16 protein-coding genes and 1 pseudogene are annotated in these 15,606 nt (G+C 57.5%); 13 read left to right on the top strand and 4 right to left on the bottom strand.

All coding sequences use genetic code 11. The annotated features are described in order from the left end of the window. The first annotated feature begins 153 nt into the window (after nt 1-153). Entirely contained in the window at nt 154-1,341 is a 1,188-nt protein-coding gene (locus tag ACRESJ_RS04615) for an MFS transporter (protein ID WP_431756842.1), read from the top strand. Between the two features lie 670 nt (nt 1,342-2,011). Here ACRESJ_RS04615 and ACRESJ_RS04620 read toward each other — a convergent pair. Together ACRESJ_RS04620 and ACRESJ_RS04625 are read right to left on the bottom strand one after the other, a co-directional pair. Beyond that, nucleotides 2,012-3,049: an alpha/beta hydrolase family protein gene (locus ACRESJ_RS04620; protein WP_431756843.1), complete on the bottom strand. Its 1,038-nt coding sequence runs from the start codon at nt 3,047-3,049 to the stop codon at nt 2,012-2,014. A gap of 169 nt (nt 3,050-3,218) precedes the next feature. Next, nucleotides 3,219-3,830 (bottom strand): FMN-dependent NADH-azoreductase, encoded by a 612-nt coding sequence (locus ACRESJ_RS04625; RefSeq protein ID WP_431756844.1) that lies wholly within the window; start codon nt 3,828-3,830, stop codon nt 3,219-3,221. Nucleotides 3,831-3,959: 129 nt separating this feature from the next. On the opposite strand from ACRESJ_RS04625, the gene ACRESJ_RS04630 reads away from it, so the two are divergent. Both ACRESJ_RS04630 and ACRESJ_RS04635 read left to right on the top strand, forming a co-directional pair. Further along, entirely contained in the window at nt 3,960-4,868 is a 909-nt protein-coding gene (locus tag ACRESJ_RS04630; RefSeq protein WP_431756845.1) for a LysR substrate-binding domain-containing protein, read from the top strand. Next, entirely contained in the window at nt 4,865-5,224 is a 360-nt protein-coding gene (locus ACRESJ_RS04635) for an MmcQ/YjbR family DNA-binding protein (RefSeq protein WP_431756846.1), read from the top strand. The genes ACRESJ_RS04630 and ACRESJ_RS04635 overlap by 4 nt, the downstream gene beginning before the upstream one ends. A gap of 11 nt (nt 5,225-5,235) precedes the next feature. Here ACRESJ_RS04635 and ACRESJ_RS04640 read toward each other — a convergent pair whose 3' ends face one another. Both ACRESJ_RS04640 and ACRESJ_RS04645 read right to left on the bottom strand, forming a co-directional pair. Then, nucleotides 5,236-5,664, bottom strand: a complete 429-nt coding sequence (locus ACRESJ_RS04640; RefSeq protein ID WP_431756847.1) for a DUF1294 domain-containing protein — start codon at nt 5,662-5,664, stop codon at nt 5,236-5,238. Then, a complete protein-coding gene (locus ACRESJ_RS04645; RefSeq protein WP_431756848.1) occupies nt 5,661-6,491 on the bottom strand; it encodes an undecaprenyl-diphosphate phosphatase in 831 nt (276 codons plus the stop codon). The genes ACRESJ_RS04640 and ACRESJ_RS04645 overlap by 4 nt, the downstream gene beginning before the upstream one ends. A 350-nt stretch (nt 6,492-6,841) precedes the next feature. Here ACRESJ_RS04645 and ACRESJ_RS04650 point away from each other — a divergent pair. The 10 genes and pseudogenes from ACRESJ_RS04650 to ACRESJ_RS04695 all read left to right on the top strand — a co-directional run. After that, nucleotides 6,842-7,531, top strand: a pseudogene (locus ACRESJ_RS04650) (cache domain-containing protein); the annotation flags it as partial. A gap of 120 nt (nt 7,532-7,651) precedes the next feature. Beyond that, entirely contained in the window at nt 7,652-8,386 is a 735-nt protein-coding gene (locus tag ACRESJ_RS04655; protein WP_431756857.1) for a methyl-accepting chemotaxis protein, read from the top strand. 146 nt (nt 8,387-8,532) lie between these two features. After that, the gene (gene pnuC, locus ACRESJ_RS04660) at nt 8,533-9,096 is read left to right on the top strand and encodes a nicotinamide riboside transporter PnuC (RefSeq protein WP_431756849.1); all 564 of its coding nucleotides are present in this window, start codon (nt 8,533-8,535) and stop codon (nt 9,094-9,096) included. After that, nucleotides 9,093-9,617, top strand: a complete 525-nt coding sequence (locus tag ACRESJ_RS04665) for an AAA family ATPase (RefSeq protein ID WP_431756850.1) — start codon at nt 9,093-9,095, stop codon at nt 9,615-9,617. The genes pnuC and ACRESJ_RS04665 overlap by 4 nt, the downstream gene beginning before the upstream one ends. A 329-nt stretch (nt 9,618-9,946) precedes the next feature. Beyond that, on the top strand, nt 9,947-10,387 hold the full coding sequence (locus ACRESJ_RS04670) for a hypothetical protein (RefSeq protein ID WP_431756851.1): 441 nt from the start codon (nt 9,947-9,949) through the stop codon (nt 10,385-10,387). A 1-nt stretch (nt 10,388) separates the two neighbouring features. After that, a complete protein-coding gene (locus ACRESJ_RS04675; protein WP_431756852.1) occupies nt 10,389-10,961 on the top strand; it encodes an adhesin in 573 nt (190 codons plus the stop codon). Between the two features lie 52 nt (nt 10,962-11,013). Beyond that, the gene (locus ACRESJ_RS04680; protein ID WP_431756853.1) at nt 11,014-12,540 is read left to right on the top strand and encodes a heme utilization protein; all 1,527 of its coding nucleotides are present in this window, start codon (nt 11,014-11,016) and stop codon (nt 12,538-12,540) included. Between the two features lie 62 nt (nt 12,541-12,602). Further along, a complete protein-coding gene (locus tag ACRESJ_RS04685; RefSeq protein ID WP_431756854.1) occupies nt 12,603-13,283 on the top strand; it encodes a C39 family peptidase in 681 nt (226 codons plus the stop codon). 33 nt (nt 13,284-13,316) lie between these two features. Next, nucleotides 13,317-14,060: a hypothetical protein gene (locus tag ACRESJ_RS04690; protein ID WP_431756855.1), complete on the top strand. Its 744-nt coding sequence runs from the start codon at nt 13,317-13,319 to the stop codon at nt 14,058-14,060. Nucleotides 14,061-14,106: 46 nt separating this feature from the next. After that, nucleotides 14,107-15,387 (top strand): hypothetical protein, encoded by a 1,281-nt coding sequence (locus tag ACRESJ_RS04695; protein WP_431756856.1) that lies wholly within the window; start codon nt 14,107-14,109, stop codon nt 15,385-15,387. Nucleotides 15,388-15,606 lie beyond the last annotated feature (219 nt).

The raw sequence follows: 15,606 nt of genomic DNA on the forward strand, positions 1-15,606 counted from the left end.
AAGATCGCAGCCTGCGGCAGCTCCTACAGGGGATCGCATTTCAATGTAGGAGCTGCCGCAGGCTGCGATCTTTTTAATCGTTAGCCTGCTTTCTTTTATCCCGCCGCCAAGCCATCATGCAGCTCTCCCACCGCCGCCCGCGAACGAGCCCTCATGCCTGCGCAGCAACAGCCACCGCAAAGCTCCATGGCGATCACCCTGCAGATCGTCTCAATCGTTTTCTATACCTTTATTGCCTTCCTCTGCATCGGCCTGCCGATTGCGGTGTTGCCGGGATATGTCCACGAACAGCTGGGTTTCAGTGCCGTCATTGCGGGGTTGACCATCGGCTCACAGTACCTGGCCACCCTGCTCAGCCGGCCCATGGCCGGGCGCATGTCCGACAACATCGGAACCAAACGCGCGATCGTTTACGGCTTGTCGGGAATTGTCTTGAGTGGCGGCCTGACCTTGCTGTCGACGCTGCTGCAAAGCTTTCCTTTATTAAGCCTGTTGATCCTGATCGCCGGCCGTTTGTTGTTGGGGATCGCCCAGGGCTTGATCGGTGTTGGCACCATCAGCTGGTGCATGGGCCAGGTCGGCGCAGAACACACGGCACGGTCGATTTCGTGGAACGGCATCGCCTCCTACGGCGCGATTGCCATCGGTGCACCGCTGGGGGTGGTGATGGTCGAGCGACTGGGCTTTGCCAGCCTGGGTATCGCCCTGTCTGTACTGGCCCTGGCGGCGCTGCTTTTGATCCGTAACAAGCCGTCGGTGCCGGTGGTACGCGGCGAGCGCCTGCCATTCTGGGCGGTGTTCGGACGCATTGCGCCATTCGGAGCGAGCCTGAGCCTGGCTTCTATCGGCTACGGCACCCTGACCACCTTTATTACGTTGTATTACGTCAGTCGTGGCTGGACCGGCGCGGCTTATTGCCTGACGGTGTTCGGGGTGTGCTTTATCCTGGCGCGGCTGTTGTTCATTTCAAGCATCAGCCGATTTGGCGGGTTCGCCTCGGCCATTGCCTGCATGACCATTGAAACCATCGGGCTTGCGCTGCTCTGGCTGACACCGTCAACCGGCTACGCCCTGATAGGCGCCGGCCTGACGGGGTTTGGTCTGTCGCTGGTGTATCCGGCGCTGGGCGTCGAGGCAATCAAGCAAGTACCCAACTCCAGTCGTGGCGCCGGTTTGAGCGCTTATGCGGTGTTTTTCGATCTGGCGCTGGCGATTGCCGGCCCGTTGATGGGTGCCATAGCGCTGAACCTGGGGTATTCGTGGATTTTCTTTTGTGCGGCGTTGTTGTCGATAACGGGGCTGGGGCTGACGCTGTTGCTCAAGCGTCGTTCGATGACCTGAGACTTCACACCAAGCCTGTGGGGACACGCTTGCTCGCGAAGACGCCATTAGACCCAGCATCTATGTCGAATAGCAGTCAGTCATCGCTAGCAGGCTAGCTCCCACAGTTGAATGGGATACACCCGCAAAATCAGGTCGGCTGTCAGGGCACCATCACTGCGATGCGGCGGCCCGACAAGCCAGCCCCCACAGGTTTTGCATGTGCAAATAGATCGTGGGTACGACACAAATCCGTAGGAGCCGGCTTGCTGGCGATGGCGAATTCGAAGCCGCCATCGCCAACAAGCCGGCTCCTACAGTTGTTCTGCGTACACCCCCACCACTCAACAGGCCGAGCGTTAGCTCGCCTGCAGCTTTTGATCTTGATCCACCCGCCCCCTCGGAAGGCTGAGTGGAGGCGTTCATCCGGGGGGTAGGCGCGCAGCGCCGGGCGGCGCAGCCGCACACATCGAGAGGAGGTGCAGCGCAGCAAACCGGAGGCGATGCCCCCGGATGAATGCCGGAGCGAAGGAACCCCGAGCCTTGGCGAGGGGCCGTACGAAAGGGGCGAGACCTTTTGGTTCCTTTTGGGGCGTTTGCCAAAAGGGACTCGCTGTAAAAGCGAAACCATAAGCGGCCGTTACCGCAGCAACGGATATTCACACAATCAAAAAAACCGCCATCTCAAAAGCTATTGATCAGCCGTCTGCATCCCCGCCCGACTCGATTTCCCCAACACCCGCGAGAAGAACCGCCCCGCCTCGGAAATCAGATTGCGGTGAATGTCCACACGATCGACACCATCAGCATCAGTACAAAGCGCCGGCATGATCACGATCTGTTCGTCATTACACGGCGCCATAAACACAAAGTGCCCTGCCCCGGCCAACAATTTGAAGTCCGGCGCGACAGGCAGCTTGCGCGCCAGAGCCGCGGCATTTTTGTCGAAAGCGACCAGTTTGTCGCCGTCACCGCTGTACAACAGCACCGGCACATGCACATCCGCCAACGTGTGCCGCCCAAACTTCAGGCTCAACGGCGCCATCAACAGCAAGGCATGAACGCGCGGGTCAGCCACCGGTTGCAAGTCATCGCGGTCAACGATCAGTTCGCCCTGGGTATTGCAGGCGTCACGGTCATCCGGGCGTTCCTGGCAGTATCGGCGCAGGCGATCCAGGTCCGGTGTTGCGCCGGACAGAATCAGCGCCGTCTCCCCGCCCGCCGAATAGCCAATCACGCCCACCTGATCGGCATTGACGAACGGCGCCAGCATGCGGTCGCCCAAGGTGGCGGTAATGGCCTCGGAAATCTGGATCGGCCGCCCGTAAAGATTGCTCAGGGTACCGAGGCGACTGTGGTCTTTGGAGTTATCACCGGGATGAATCACTGCGACGACAACAAATCCCTTGCGCGCCAATGACGTGGCCAGATCATGCAGGGCCATCGGGGTTCCGGTGTTGCCGTGTGACAGCATCAGCATCGGGAAACGGCCCATGGCGACTTTTGTGTCTTCGCCAGCCTCGACCGTATAACCCTCAAGCTGACTTGAGTGCTCTTTTTCGCTGGAAGGATAGAAAGCGATGGCACGCATCGGTTGCAGATCGAGCGGGTCGAGAAAGCTCATCTCATGGAAGCCGACGCTCCAGTGCGGGTGCGGCGCGGGGGCGGCGTGCACCGTATTCAGGCTGCTGAACAGGCACATCAATAGGGTTGCACAAAGACGCATCATGGGATGCCCCACCTTGTTACCGGACCAGAGACGTTCACCTTCGACTGCATAACCCGGGCCACAATCTGTAACGACCAGAAACAAAAAACTCCGTATCTGGCACTTGCGTGATCAGAATACAGAGTTTTTTAGGGCTTTACCTGAACGGCTTGAAGCTTTTACGCAAGCCTTACGCGGCGGCGAACAGCTGCTCGCTGATCTGGGTTTGCGCATCGCTCATGGCTTTGCTGCGCACTTCGTCACCGTAGGCCAGGCCATGGGCGCGGACGAATTCGATGTCGGTGATGCCAATGAAACCGAACAGTACTTTCAAGTAGTCTTCGTGGCCAACACCAGTTCCCTGGCCCACATGCAGACCTCCAGCGGTCGATACGACCACGACTTTCTTGCCACCGCACAGACCTTCAGGGCCGGCTTCGGTGTAGCGGAAGGTCTGACCGGCAACGGCAATGCGGTCGATCCAGGCTTTCAGTTGGGTCGGGATGGTGAAGTTGTACATCGGCGCTGCAATCACCACAGCATCCGCGGCGAGGAATTCGGCAAGGGTCTGGGCACTCAGCTCGGCTTCGTGCTGTTGAGCGGCGTTGCGCAGTTCAGCAGTGGTACCAGCGGCGACCAGGGTCGTGGCGGAAAAGTGGCTGATTGCATCAGCGGCCAGGTCACGGTAGGTCACGACAGCGGTTGGCTCGGCAGTTTGCCAGGCTTTGACAACTTCGCTGCTCAGCTGACGGGAAGCCGAGTTGTCACCAAGAATGCTCGAATCGATGTGCAGCAGTTTCATGTGGGATCTCCAGGTGAGGATCACCGCAAGGGCGATCTGATGGAGAGAATCCTACAGACGAAACCAATAGATGATTAGCGTGCAACAATGCGATAGTTTGTCCCACTGATAGAACAACCGAGTCCCCCCATGCAAGACCTCAATGATCTGTACTACTTTGCCAAAGTCGTGGAGGCTGGCGGCTTCGCAGCTGCCGGGCGCTTGTTGGGGATTCCCAAGTCGCGACTGTCACGACGCATCGCCGAACTGGAAGAACGCCTTGGCGCGCGCCTGCTGCAGCGCACCACTCGCCAACTCAAGCTGACGGCCGTGGGTGAACGCTACCTGCGGCACTGCCAAGCCATGCTGCTGGAAGCGGAAATGGCCGATGAAGCGGTCGCCAGCATGTCGAGCGAACCCCGTGGTCGATTGCGCGTGTCCTCGCCGGTGGGCCTGGCTCATGAGATGTTGCCGGGGGTGATCAGCAACTTCCTGGAGAAATACCCCCAAGTGCAACTGGAAGTGATGCTGGTCAATCGCCGCGTCGATCTGGTGACCGAGGGCGTCGACGTCGCACTGCGCGTCCGGGAGACAGGCGACGAGGATCCGTTACTGGTGACCCGCCGATTGCGTCAGGCACAGGTACTCATGGTCGCCAGCCCCGAATTCCTCAAGGGTCGAGACATCAATCACCCTAATGACCTTAAAAACCTGCCAGTGCTGGGCGCGCTCGAGCCTGATCGCATGGTGCATATTCGCTTGCTTGATCTCCATGGCAAAAGCCACGAGCTAGCGCTTGAAGCGCGGCTGGGCATTGACGATTTCATCGTACGCAAAACCTGCGCCCTCGCCGGCCAGGGCTTTACCACATTGCCGATGATGTACTGCGAACAGGAATTGGCAGACGGCTCGCTGGTGCAGTTGCTGCCTGAGTGGTCATTGCCCGGTGGCTGGCTGCAAGCGGTCTACCCTCATCGACGCGGTGTGATGCCGGCCGTACGGGCCTGGCTCGACCACTTGATCGAAACCTTCAATGCCTGTGGAGACCGTTTGATATGAAGGCTGGACGCATGAGCGAAGAGGACGTCGCGGCATTCTGTCTTGCGCTGCCCGGTGCGCGGGAAGACTACAAGTGGGGCGGTGTGCGGGTGTTTTCGATTGCCGGGAACAAAATGTTTGCCTTGCAGAACCTGCGTGGCGCCTCTCTGGCGTTCAAGGTCGACAAGGATTTGTTTCTCGGCCATTGCGACCGTCCTGGCATTCACCCGGCGCCTTATCTGGCACGTGCCCAATGGATCATCATGACAACGCCCTATCCGCTGGGCGCCGGGGAATTGCAAGATCTGCTGCGACGTTCTCACCAACTGGTGGTCAGCAAGTTGCCCAAGCGTACTCAGGTTGGGTTGCTGCTGTAGCGCGTTCTTTATCAGAACAGTGCGAACAGATGGGCGCCGAAAAAGAAATGATCGATCCAGAACACTTGGTGCAGCAGCACGATGACCCAGAACAGCAGCTGGAAAGAAACTTTGCGCGTCTTGTGCCGGAACACCTGCTGGGCGAGCAAGGCACCCGGCCAGCCACCGGCAAGTTCCATTGCATGCAGCACGTTTTCCGGTGTACGCCAGTGGTCGGCACGGGCCTTGCGCTTGTCGCTCCAGTACAACAAAAACGTCAGCACACTGACGATGCCGTAGGCTGCCAGGGGTATCAGCGAAACCCCGTGCAGCCATAACGATATCGAACCGAACAGCGGTAGCGCGCACAGGGTCGCGAATACCAACACCTTCAGACGAAGATGGCGGACTCCTCCCCCGGATTGTCGCCCCGGATTATTGCGCGCGCTGGAGTCATTCATGGTTGGGCTGCGGTCCAGTCGACCCAGCCGAATTGCCAAGTGGCCAGGATGAGCAGGCCGAACACAATGCGGTACCAGGCGAATGCGGCATAGCTGTGACTGGCGATGAACTTGAGCAAACCCCGGACGGCGATCATCGCGAAAATGAATGCGGTGACGAAACCAATCGCAAACACCGGGAAGTCCGCCGGAACGAACAGCTTGTGGTACTTGTAGCCCGAGTACACCGCCGCGCCCACCATGGTCGGCATGGCCAGGAAGAACGAGAACTCGGTGGCGGTCTTACGCGACAGGCCAAACAACAACCCACCGATGATCGTCGAGCCGGAGCGCGAAGTGCCCGGAATCATTGCCAGGCACTGAGCGAAGCCCACCTTCAGCGCATCTTTCCAGGTGATCTCGTCGACCGTCTCGGCATGCACTTCATGCTGACGCTTTTCGGCCCACAACATGATGACCCCGCCCACGACCAGGGCGGTCGCCACAGTGATCGGGTTGAACAGGTAGTGGTGGATCAGGTCAGCGAATACCACGCCCAAAACCACGGCCGGCAGGAAGGCAATCAGCAGATTCGCTGTGAAGCGTCGCGCACTCGGCTGGGTTGGCAAGCCAACGACTACGTCGAAGATCTTGCGCCGAAATTCCCACACCACCGCCAGGATCGCCCCGAGTTGGATGATGATGTTGAACGCCATGGCGCGTTCACCGCCAAAGTTGAGCAAGTCCGCGATAATAATCTGGTGCCCGGTACTGGAAATGGGCAAGAACTCAGTCAGCCCTTCTACCACGCCAAGAATCAAAGCCTGAAAGGCAGTCCAAAGATCCATCAATCCCCCAAAGGGCTATGCGTCTGCGCATGCCCCGTTAATATTTTCCAAAGCGTTCACTGCGACCAGCGTAGTTGAATCCCCGCGCACAAAGTCCCCCCTGAACCCTGAAAATTCCGTGAAAAATCAATTTGAATTCAGGTTTTTGCGCGCCGGGCCGAAATCCTAACAGACAAGTCTGAAAAGCGCTGCCGCGTTATCGGGCCTGGAAAGACACTGCTCACACCCAATACAAAAACAAGAAACCGGAGCACCGCGTTATGAACAGCTTGCGCAATATGTCGATCAGCCGACGGTTGTGGCTCATCTTGATCGTGGCCGTCATGATGCTGTTGGCCTTGGGCGTGATGATGCTCAAGCAGATTCACGATGACCTTTACGACGCCAAAGCTCAAAAAACCCAGCATGTGGTGCAGACCGCCAGCGGCGTTCTCAGCTACTACCATGGCCTGGAAACCGCAGGCACCCTGACGCGCGAGGCCGCCCAGCAACAGGCGCTGACCGCCGTTCGCGGCTTGCGCTATGACCAGAACGACTACTTCTGGATCAACGATCTGACGCCGGTGATGGTCATGCACCCGGCCAACCCGAAACTTGACGGCCAAAACCTCTCGGCGATCCGTGACCCGGACGGCTTTGCGGTGTTCAACGAAATGGTCGCTGTTGCCAGGAGCAAAGGCGCCGGGATCATCAACTATCGCTGGCCCAAGCCCGGGGCCAGTGCGCCGGTCGAGAAAACCTCTTACGTCAAACTGTTCGAGCCTTGGGGCTGGGTGCTTGGCTCGGGCGTGTACATCGATGACATGCAAACCGAATTTTATGGGCAGGTTTGGGAGGCATCGCTCATTGGCCTGGCCATTGCGCTGATCATGGTTGCGTTGGTGATCCTGATTGCCCGCAGCATCGTGCGCCCGCTTCAGGAAACCGTGAATGCGATGGCCAATATCGCCAGCGGTGAAAGCGATCTGACCCGCAGCCTCGATACCCACGGCCAGGATGAGGTCACGCAACTGGCGCGGCATTTCAATGCCTTTACCTCCAAGCTGCGAGAGGTGATCGGTGAGTTGCAGGTGTCTGCCAGTGCCTTGGGCCAATCGTCCAGCGAATTGGGCAACGATGCCAATCAGGCCCAGCAGCGCAGTCAGCAGCAGTCGCAGCAAATGGAACTGGTGGCCACGGCGATCAACGAAGTGACCTATGGCGTGCAGGACGTGGCAAAAAATGCCGAGCATGCCGCCAGTGAGATGCGCGATGCGCAAGCCCAGGCTCAACAAGGCCAGATCAACATCGACGGCAGCCTGCAGCAAATCGATACGCTGTCCTCTACGATCGATCAGGCCGTTGAAGTCATTCGCACCCTGGCCGCCGAAAGCACACAGATTGGCAGCGTCCTGGAAGTGATCCGTTCCATCGCCGATCAAACCAACCTGCTGGCCCTCAACGCAGCCATCGAGGCTGCCCGGGCCGGCGAGCAAGGTCGCGGGTTTGCCGTGGTGGCCGACGAGGTGCGTCTGCTGGCCCAACGTACCCAGAAATCCACGGCAGAGATCCAGTCAATGATCGAGCGCCTGCAAACTCATTCAGAAGCAGCGGTCAAGGTCATCGGCGACAGCAGCCGCGCCTCGCAGCTCACCATCGAGCAGGCGGGCCTGGCCGGTGCCAGCCTGAATGCCATCGGCGAGGCGTTACGCAATCTCAATGGGCTGAACGCTTCGATTGCCAGCGCGACCCTGCAGCAGGCGCATGTGGTCGAAGACATCAATCAGAATGTCACCCAGGCCGCTGGGTTATCCCACAACACCGCTCTGGCAGCGGAACAGTCCAGTGCGGCAAGCGTGCGGCTAAAAGGTTTGAGTGAACAGTTGAGCGGATTGCTCAAACAGTTCAGGGTCTGACTACTCAAAAGATCGCAGACTGCGGCAGCTCCAGGGTTATGTGTAAACCTGAGCTGCCGCAGGCTGCGATCTTTTGATCTTCAAACCAAACACCGCTGTCTGCGGTTACAATCCGCCCCCTCTTCGACTTCCTCCAAGGTTACTTAATGTCCGGGCTTGAACTGTTTGCCGCCACCCTCGGTGTGATTGCCGTCTGGTTGACGGTCAAACAGAACCCTTGGTGCTGGCCGATCGGTCTGGTCATGGTGCTTATATATAGCTGGATCTTTTACGAGGTGAAGCTGTATTCGGACATGTTGCTGCAAGTGATCTACGCCGCATTGCAGGTTTACGGGTGGTGGCAGTGGACCCGCTCAGGCCCGGTGCATCATGGACGCGAGGTCAGCCGACTGGACGCACACGCGGTGGCGTCGGGACTGGCCCTCGGCGCGATTGGCAGCCTGTTGCTGGGCGCAGCCATGGCCCACTGGACCGATGCCGCGCAGCCCTGGCTCGATGCCGCCCTCACTGGCTTCAGCCTGGTAGCGCAATTTTGGATGGCGCAAAAGCGCGTGCAGTGTTGGCCGCTGTGGATCGTGGTGGACGTGATATTTGTCGGGCTGTTTGTCTACAAAGACCTGTACCTGACCGCCGCCCTGTACGGCGTGTTTTTGCTGTTGGCCGTGCAAGGCTGGCGTGAATGGCGCGCGACCCCGGTGGTGCGTGCATGAAAGTGCTGGTATTGGCAGGACCGGAATCCAGCGGCAAAAGTTGGCTTTCGAACGAGATTCACGCCAATTTCGGCGGCATTTTGGTCGGCGAGTATGTTCGACACTTCATCGAGCGTGAAGCGCGTCTACCCTGCTACGACGACATCACAGCCATAGCAAATGGCCAGTTGACTTGGGAGAACGAAGCAAGGGCCAAACAGCCGTCGCTGCTGATTCTGGATACGCATTTGCTGAGTAATATCCTTTGGAGTTGCACCTTGTTTGGCGCCTGCCCGACATGGATCGAGCAGGCACTGCTGGCACGGCACTATGACCTGCATTTGCTGCTGCGCCCTGAAACCGTGGCCTGGCATGACGACGGACAGCGTTGCCAACCACAATTGGTAGATAGACAGGTTTTCTTCCAGGCCAGTCAGCAATGGCTAGATCTGCACCGCCAGCCTTACCAGATACTGCAAGGTGACTGGCAGCAGCGAAAGGACGCCGCATTTGAAGCTGTTAGTCGCTTGCTCAACCGCTGACGGGGCTGCTCACCCCGTCACAGTGTCCATTTCTGAAACACTTGCCCCAGCGCAAACCCGCGAACTAGAGCCGTCCGCCCATTTCCACCCGAAAGTGTTACGCCACTGATACAAACCGACTTCGGCGCCCTCGATGAGCAACGCCGCCCGTCTGGACCGCGTTTTTGCGGGGTTCTGTCTCAGCGGTGATACAAATTCCTTTTGCTCACTTCAACATCTGAAGCCAAGCGACTGTTTTCTATAGAAAAACAAAACCCGGCACACCTTCTGCTCACTACCCCGTGACGCTGATAAGGGCCAGCGTTCCATTTACAGAAGGAATTGCTGCCGTGGGGAAACTTGATAAGAACATCTATAGGTTGCTGTTGATCGGATGCGCACTGGGCTCGATTGCCTGCCTGCCCGCACAGGCTGAAAACGGTCTCATTACCATCAAGCGTGATGTCCAGGTGCGTAACGCAACGGTGCCGCCAGTGGTTCCAGACCCCAACCCTACGACCGTCAACGCCAACCCGTCCAAACAAGTTCTCGCTCAAACGAACGAATTGAGTGACGGTGACTTTGCCAACGTCGCCAGTGGCGCTGGTATCTCTCGTTTGGTCAACCTCAACCAGAACACCAACCTGGGCGGCAATATCAGCACCCAGAACCAACTCTCCAACCAGTCCGCAAGTCGCTCAGGCAACTCAGGGAGCGGCATTGCCAACATGGTTAATTCAAGCGTCCAGCAAGGCATGGGCGCCCTGAAAATCATAACGGGAGACCGTTAAGATGAATCGTACGCTGCTGATTTGCGCCATGTTTTGCAGTGCACCGGTCTTTGCTCAATCCCCCGTCATCAATAACGCCGAAATCGACAATTCCGGCGCCCAATATAACGGCAACATGGCGGTCAACCAGGCCGCCGGCGATCTGCAGCAACAGGCCAACGCCCGGGCTTTCGCCACCGGCAATCAAGCCAGTGCGACCACACAGATTCGCCAGCGACTGCACACCATTGTCGACCCGGCGATGGATGCGCGGTCCAGTATCCAGGGCAACTCCTTCAGTAACGGCAACGGCGCACTGGGTGTCAACCAGAGTGCGGGTGCCAGCAATCAGCAAGCCAACGCACTGCGCATCAGCACCAGTGCCCAGCCGCAAAGTATCGACGACAGCGTCCTCATGCAACAGAACGTGGCGCTGCTCAACAACTCCGGTCCAACTGACTCTACAACTGGCTATCGCCAGGTCACTACCAGTGACCAGGCATTCACCGGTAGCCGTGGGGTAATTCAGTTGAACCAGAGCGCCGGGGTGGGAAACCGAATGGCCAACACCTTCAGCGTACGGGTCGTGGATTGACCCAAATAGGTAGAAACGACACTTAACCTAAAATAATACACGGAGAAACACCATGAAACCTTCGATGGCACTCAAGCCTCTGGTTTTCGCAATTGCTGCGGTCATGGCTGTTGCTGTACAAGCTGGGCAAAATGATAACCATGGCCACCATAACAATGGTGGCCACCATAACGGTAATCACCACACCCCTCCTCCAACGAAAATCCCTGTCTACGCTACTGCCAATGCGACCGACAAGCAAAGCAGTACCGGCAACCGCATCTGGAACGAAGGGACTCAAAACTCAGCAGAGATGAACAACTCGGCTACAGGCGCCAGCGGTAACGTCGGCGTGAACGTGGCTGCGGGCAACGGCAACCAACAAGACAACGCCGCCGCCATCGCAAACGCTGCTTCGGACTCAAGTCTGGATAACAGCTTCGTGTTTGGCACTGCCACTGCAACCTCTAAAGTCACGCAATACAGCAACAACAACCGGGTCGATAACTTCTCCACCAACAGCTCCGCAGTGATGGGCGCTTCGGGTAATGGTGGCAGCGGCAACATGGGCATCAACATTGCCGGCGGCGACCTGAACCAGCAGAAAAACACCATGGCGATTGCTAACGCCAACTCGCCACTCGGTAACGCAACCGCCACCGCCTCTGCCGATCAAAACAACCCTGGCCTGAAAGTGAACAACAGCGCTGATCGGACTTACAGCCTGGATACAATCACATTAACCACCACCAAAAGCGGTAGCTTCTCTCGCGACAAGTCGTTCGAAGCCAGTGGCAGTCAAAGCGCTTCTTCGAGCTGGGCTGCGGCCGGTTCCGACAACAGCTCTTCAAGCGGTTCTTTGAGCGTCAATGCGAGCGGTTCCAACAGCAGCAGTGCTAGCGGTTCCAACAACAGTGCTTCCAGTGGTTCCCACAACAGCACTGCAAGCGGCTCCAACAGCAGCGCTTCAAGCGGTTCCAACAGCATGACTGCAAGCGGCTCTTCGAGTGCGTCCTTGAACGCACACCTGGACGCTTCCGTGGATGCTGCTGCCGCGTCTGCCAGCTCCTCGACTGTCAATAATGGTTGGGGCGATCGCACCCGTAGCCACAGTTCCGAGAAGTCGTTCAACGCGTCGGTTGATGCAAACCTGAACGCTTCGATCGACAAATCGTATGACAAATCTCGTGATTCCTCGTTCGACAGATCTCACGAGTCTTCCTTCGACCGGTCTAACGCTTCCTCGTATGACAAGTCTCACAGCTCGTCTTACGATAAGTCGCGCGATTCTTCGTTCGAAAAAGCATTCGATGCGTCTTTCGAGAAATCGAGCGCTTCTTCGTATGACAAGTCGGGTAGCCAGTCGTCCGAGTCTGAATACGCCAAAGCGAAAAGCTACAGCGAAAGCAGCGCTTACGAGTTGAGCACCAGTGTTTCGTTCCAAGTGCTGACTCCAACCGGCTGGGCCAACCCTGTCACCAACACTGCAACCCTGAGCGGTTCGGTGAATGGCGGCAGCGGCAACCTGGGTGTCAACGTAGCTGCTGGTGTGGGCAACCAACAAAGCAACTCGCTGGCTATCTCCAACCAATCGTTCTAACTGCTAGCTCTGGAGGCCCCCTCACGGGGGCCTTTTTCAACGCAACCAGAGGGCATCCCCCTATGCGAATCATTGCCTTGGCACTTTTGCTTTGCGTGGCCAGTGTGATCGAGGCTGCACAAATGCCGCTTTCCGTCCTGCCGGGCGGCGCGGTGGTGTACAAGCCGATCCAGAGCATACGCGAGCGTAAATTTGCCGACCTGGTGCAACAGAAAACCGATTTCAGTTGCGGCGCGGCTGCGCTGGCGACGATCTTGCGCCAAGCCTACTGGCTGGACGTCACAGAAGACCAAATGATCGAAGGGATGCTGGCACACGCCGACCAGGATCTGGTCCGCACCCAGGGTTTCTCGATGCTCGACATGAAGCGTTACGTGGAAAGTCTCGGCATGCGGGCCCGTGGTTATCGGGTTGCACCGGAAACATTGAACGACATCAAAATTCCGGTTGTGGTGCTCATGGATATCCGCGGCTACAAACACTTTGTGGTCATGCAAAAAGTTCACAACGGCTGGGTGTATATCGGAGATCCGGTACTCGGTCATAAACGTTACAAAATCGACGATTTCGTCAAAGGTTGGAACGGCATCATCTTCGCCGTCATAGGCAAGGGCTACGACAAGGGCAATGCGTTGCTCGACCCACCCATGCCACTGACCGCCAAGAACCGAATCAACAACTTCAACCCGGTGCAGGACGCAGAGTTATTGGACTTCGGATTTATCCGCAGCGACTTCTTCTAATAATAAAGGGGCATGATGCTCCGGGAGACTCCAATGAAAACTTCAATCTGGCTAGCCGTGCTGTGCCTGGCCACTAGCCTGCCGACCCAGGCAGAGATCTTCAAACCCATCGAGCTCAAGGATCAGGAACTCGCAAACCTGCGTGGCCGCTATGTCATGCCGGGACGCATTATCAGCTTCGGTGTTGTCATGACCAGCACCTGGAAAGCTAACGACGGCTCGTTGATCGGGGCAAGATCCTCGATGCAAGTTCAACAATCGACCATCAAGCCACAGTTCTATGTGTCGATGATCAACGAAAAAGGCGATGGTTCTACGCCTTCCCAAGGCACGGGCAGCGTGACGGGCGGCAATGGCCTGAACACCACCGCAGGCGCCACCCAGGTCGTGCGCGCTGCCGGCGACAATAACAGTGCATACAACAACGTTGATATCAACGTCGCAAAGGCTGACCAGGCACCGGTGGCTCAACAACCCCAGGGCCAGCCATTGACCCCAGGCTCGACGCTGACCGGCTCCAATGAAGCGGGTTCGCTGAGCGTTTCCTCAACCGGTACCGGTGTGCAACTCAACATCGTGGCCAACAACAATCAGGGCAGTACCACGCAACGCCTGGCCCAGGGCGGGCTGATGCAGAACACGACGCTGCTGGGCAGTGGCAACGTGGTCAGAAACATCACATCCCTCAATGTCGTGATGCGTGACAACGTGCCGACAACCGCCGCACTCAACGGCAACCTGGATCAGCTCAAAGGTCTTCGCACCAGCGGATTCTGATCTACGCTCAGTCTCATCGAATGCAGTCAGAAGGGACGGCCAACCTATGCACCGATCTTTAACGTTCAGAGCTATCGTTTGTATAAGTAGCCTGGCACCGGCTTCAATGCTGTACGCAGCACCGGATCCCCAGGTCGAAGCATTAAAACAAGAACTCATGGAGCTCAAACAACGTTACGAAGCACAACAGAACGCGTTGATGGTACTTGAGCAACGCGTTCGCCAGGTCGAAGAAACCCCGGCCACACCAGCCCCAAAACGCCTGACCAAATCCCCTGCTGAAACGACCAGGAGTGGCCAGACCGTGGCCGCCGGTGCGCCGGGAACCACAGGCAGCTCATACGGTGAATCACTCAAGGATGATTCGGAACCTGCGCAAAGCGTTTCCAATCTGTATGACGAAGCCAGCGGCTTCTTTGGTGGCGGCAAGTTCAGCGTCGAGACCGGCCTGACCTACACCCACTTCGATACCCGTGCATTGACGCTCAACGGCTTCCTGGCACTGGATTCGATTTTCCTCGGCAATATCAACCTTGACCGCATCAAGGCGGATAACTGGACCCTGGATCTGACGGCCCGCTACAACATGGCACAACGCTGGCAGTTCGACATTAACGTACCCGTGGTTTATCGCGAATCGACGTATTCCTCGGGTGGCGCTGGTGGCGCAGGCCCGGTGACGTCAGACGCAACCGTCACCCGCGACCCGACCATTGGCGATGTGAACGTTGGCGTTGCCTACAAGTTTCTGGATGAATCGGTCGACCTGCCCGATGCGGTCTTCACATTGCGAGTCAAGGCTCCGACCGGCAAGGACCCTTACGGCATCAAGCTGATAGAAGACCCGAGCAACGATAACCTTGCTGTACCCGAGGAGTTGCCTACCGGTAACGGGGTCTGGTCGGTAACGCCTGGGATCTCGCTGGTCAAGACCTTCGACCCGGCCGTTCTGTTCGGCTCCCTGGCCTACACCTACAACATCGAGGACTCCTTCAGCGACATCAGTCCTCAGGTTGGCTCCAAGGTGAAGGGGGACGTGAAACTGGGCGACTCCTGGCAGGTCGGTGCCGGTATTGCGTTTGCCTTGAACGAGAAGATGAGTATGTCGTTCTCGTTCACCGATCAATTCGCCAGCAAGAGCAAGATCAAGCCTGATGGTGGTGATTGGCAATCAATTACCAATAGCGACTACAACTCTGCCAACTTCAACATCGGCATGACCCTGGCAGCCTCCGACAACCTGACGATCGTGCCCAACCTGGCCATCGGCCTGACCGAAGACGCACCCGACTTTTCCTTCAGCCTGAAATTTCCGTACTACTTCTAATGACGCACCCACAAAAAACCCCGCTGCGACTCAAATCGCACCGGGGCTTTTTTCACCTGTAGGAGCGAGGCTAGCCCTAATGCCAGTCAGTTAAGGCATTTGTAGGAGCGAGCTTGCTCGCGAAAAACTTCAGGACGCCGCGTTCATTCAGAAGTTCCGCGTTAACGTTAACGATTTACGCGAGAAATCGAGCGTCGACCGGCTGCTCCTACAGTTTAC

Source organism: Pseudomonas sp., from assembly GCF_050739655.1.
In the GTDB taxonomy this organism is placed as follows: Bacteria; Pseudomonadota; Gammaproteobacteria; order Pseudomonadales; family Pseudomonadaceae; genus Aquipseudomonas.

Coding starts and splice junctions, on each gene's coding strand:
- ACRESJ_RS04620 (WP_431756843.1), bottom strand. CDS start 3,049: ATGATGCGTCTTTGTGCAACCCTATTGATGTGCCTGTTCAGCAGCCTG.
- ACRESJ_RS04615 (WP_431756842.1), top strand. CDS start 154: ATGCCTGCGCAGCAACAGCCACCGCAAAGCTCCATGGCGATCACCCTG.
- ACRESJ_RS04630 (WP_431756845.1), top strand. CDS start 3,960: ATGCAAGACCTCAATGATCTGTACTACTTTGCCAAAGTCGTGGAGGCT.
- ACRESJ_RS04625 (WP_431756844.1), bottom strand. CDS start 3,830: ATGAAACTGCTGCACATCGATTCGAGCATTCTTGGTGACAACTCGGCT.
- ACRESJ_RS04645 (WP_431756848.1), bottom strand. CDS start 6,491: ATGGATCTTTGGACTGCCTTTCAGGCTTTGATTCTTGGCGTGGTAGAA.
- ACRESJ_RS04675 (WP_431756852.1), top strand. CDS start 10,389: ATGAATCGTACGCTGCTGATTTGCGCCATGTTTTGCAGTGCACCGGTC.
- ACRESJ_RS04695 (WP_431756856.1), top strand. CDS start 14,107: ATGCACCGATCTTTAACGTTCAGAGCTATCGTTTGTATAAGTAGCCTG.
- ACRESJ_RS04640 (WP_431756847.1), bottom strand. CDS start 5,664: ATGAATGACTCCAGCGCGCGCAATAATCCGGGGCGACAATCCGGGGGA.
- ACRESJ_RS04665 (WP_431756850.1), top strand. CDS start 9,093: ATGAAAGTGCTGGTATTGGCAGGACCGGAATCCAGCGGCAAAAGTTGG.
- ACRESJ_RS04635 (WP_431756846.1), top strand. CDS start 4,865: ATGAAGGCTGGACGCATGAGCGAAGAGGACGTCGCGGCATTCTGTCTT.
- ACRESJ_RS04655 (WP_431756857.1), top strand. CDS start 7,652: ATGGAACTGGTGGCCACGGCGATCAACGAAGTGACCTATGGCGTGCAG.
- ACRESJ_RS04680 (WP_431756853.1), top strand. CDS start 11,014: ATGAAACCTTCGATGGCACTCAAGCCTCTGGTTTTCGCAATTGCTGCG.
- ACRESJ_RS04690 (WP_431756855.1), top strand. CDS start 13,317: ATGAAAACTTCAATCTGGCTAGCCGTGCTGTGCCTGGCCACTAGCCTG.
- ACRESJ_RS04685 (WP_431756854.1), top strand. CDS start 12,603: ATGCGAATCATTGCCTTGGCACTTTTGCTTTGCGTGGCCAGTGTGATC.
- pnuC (WP_431756849.1), top strand. CDS start 8,533: ATGTCCGGGCTTGAACTGTTTGCCGCCACCCTCGGTGTGATTGCCGTC.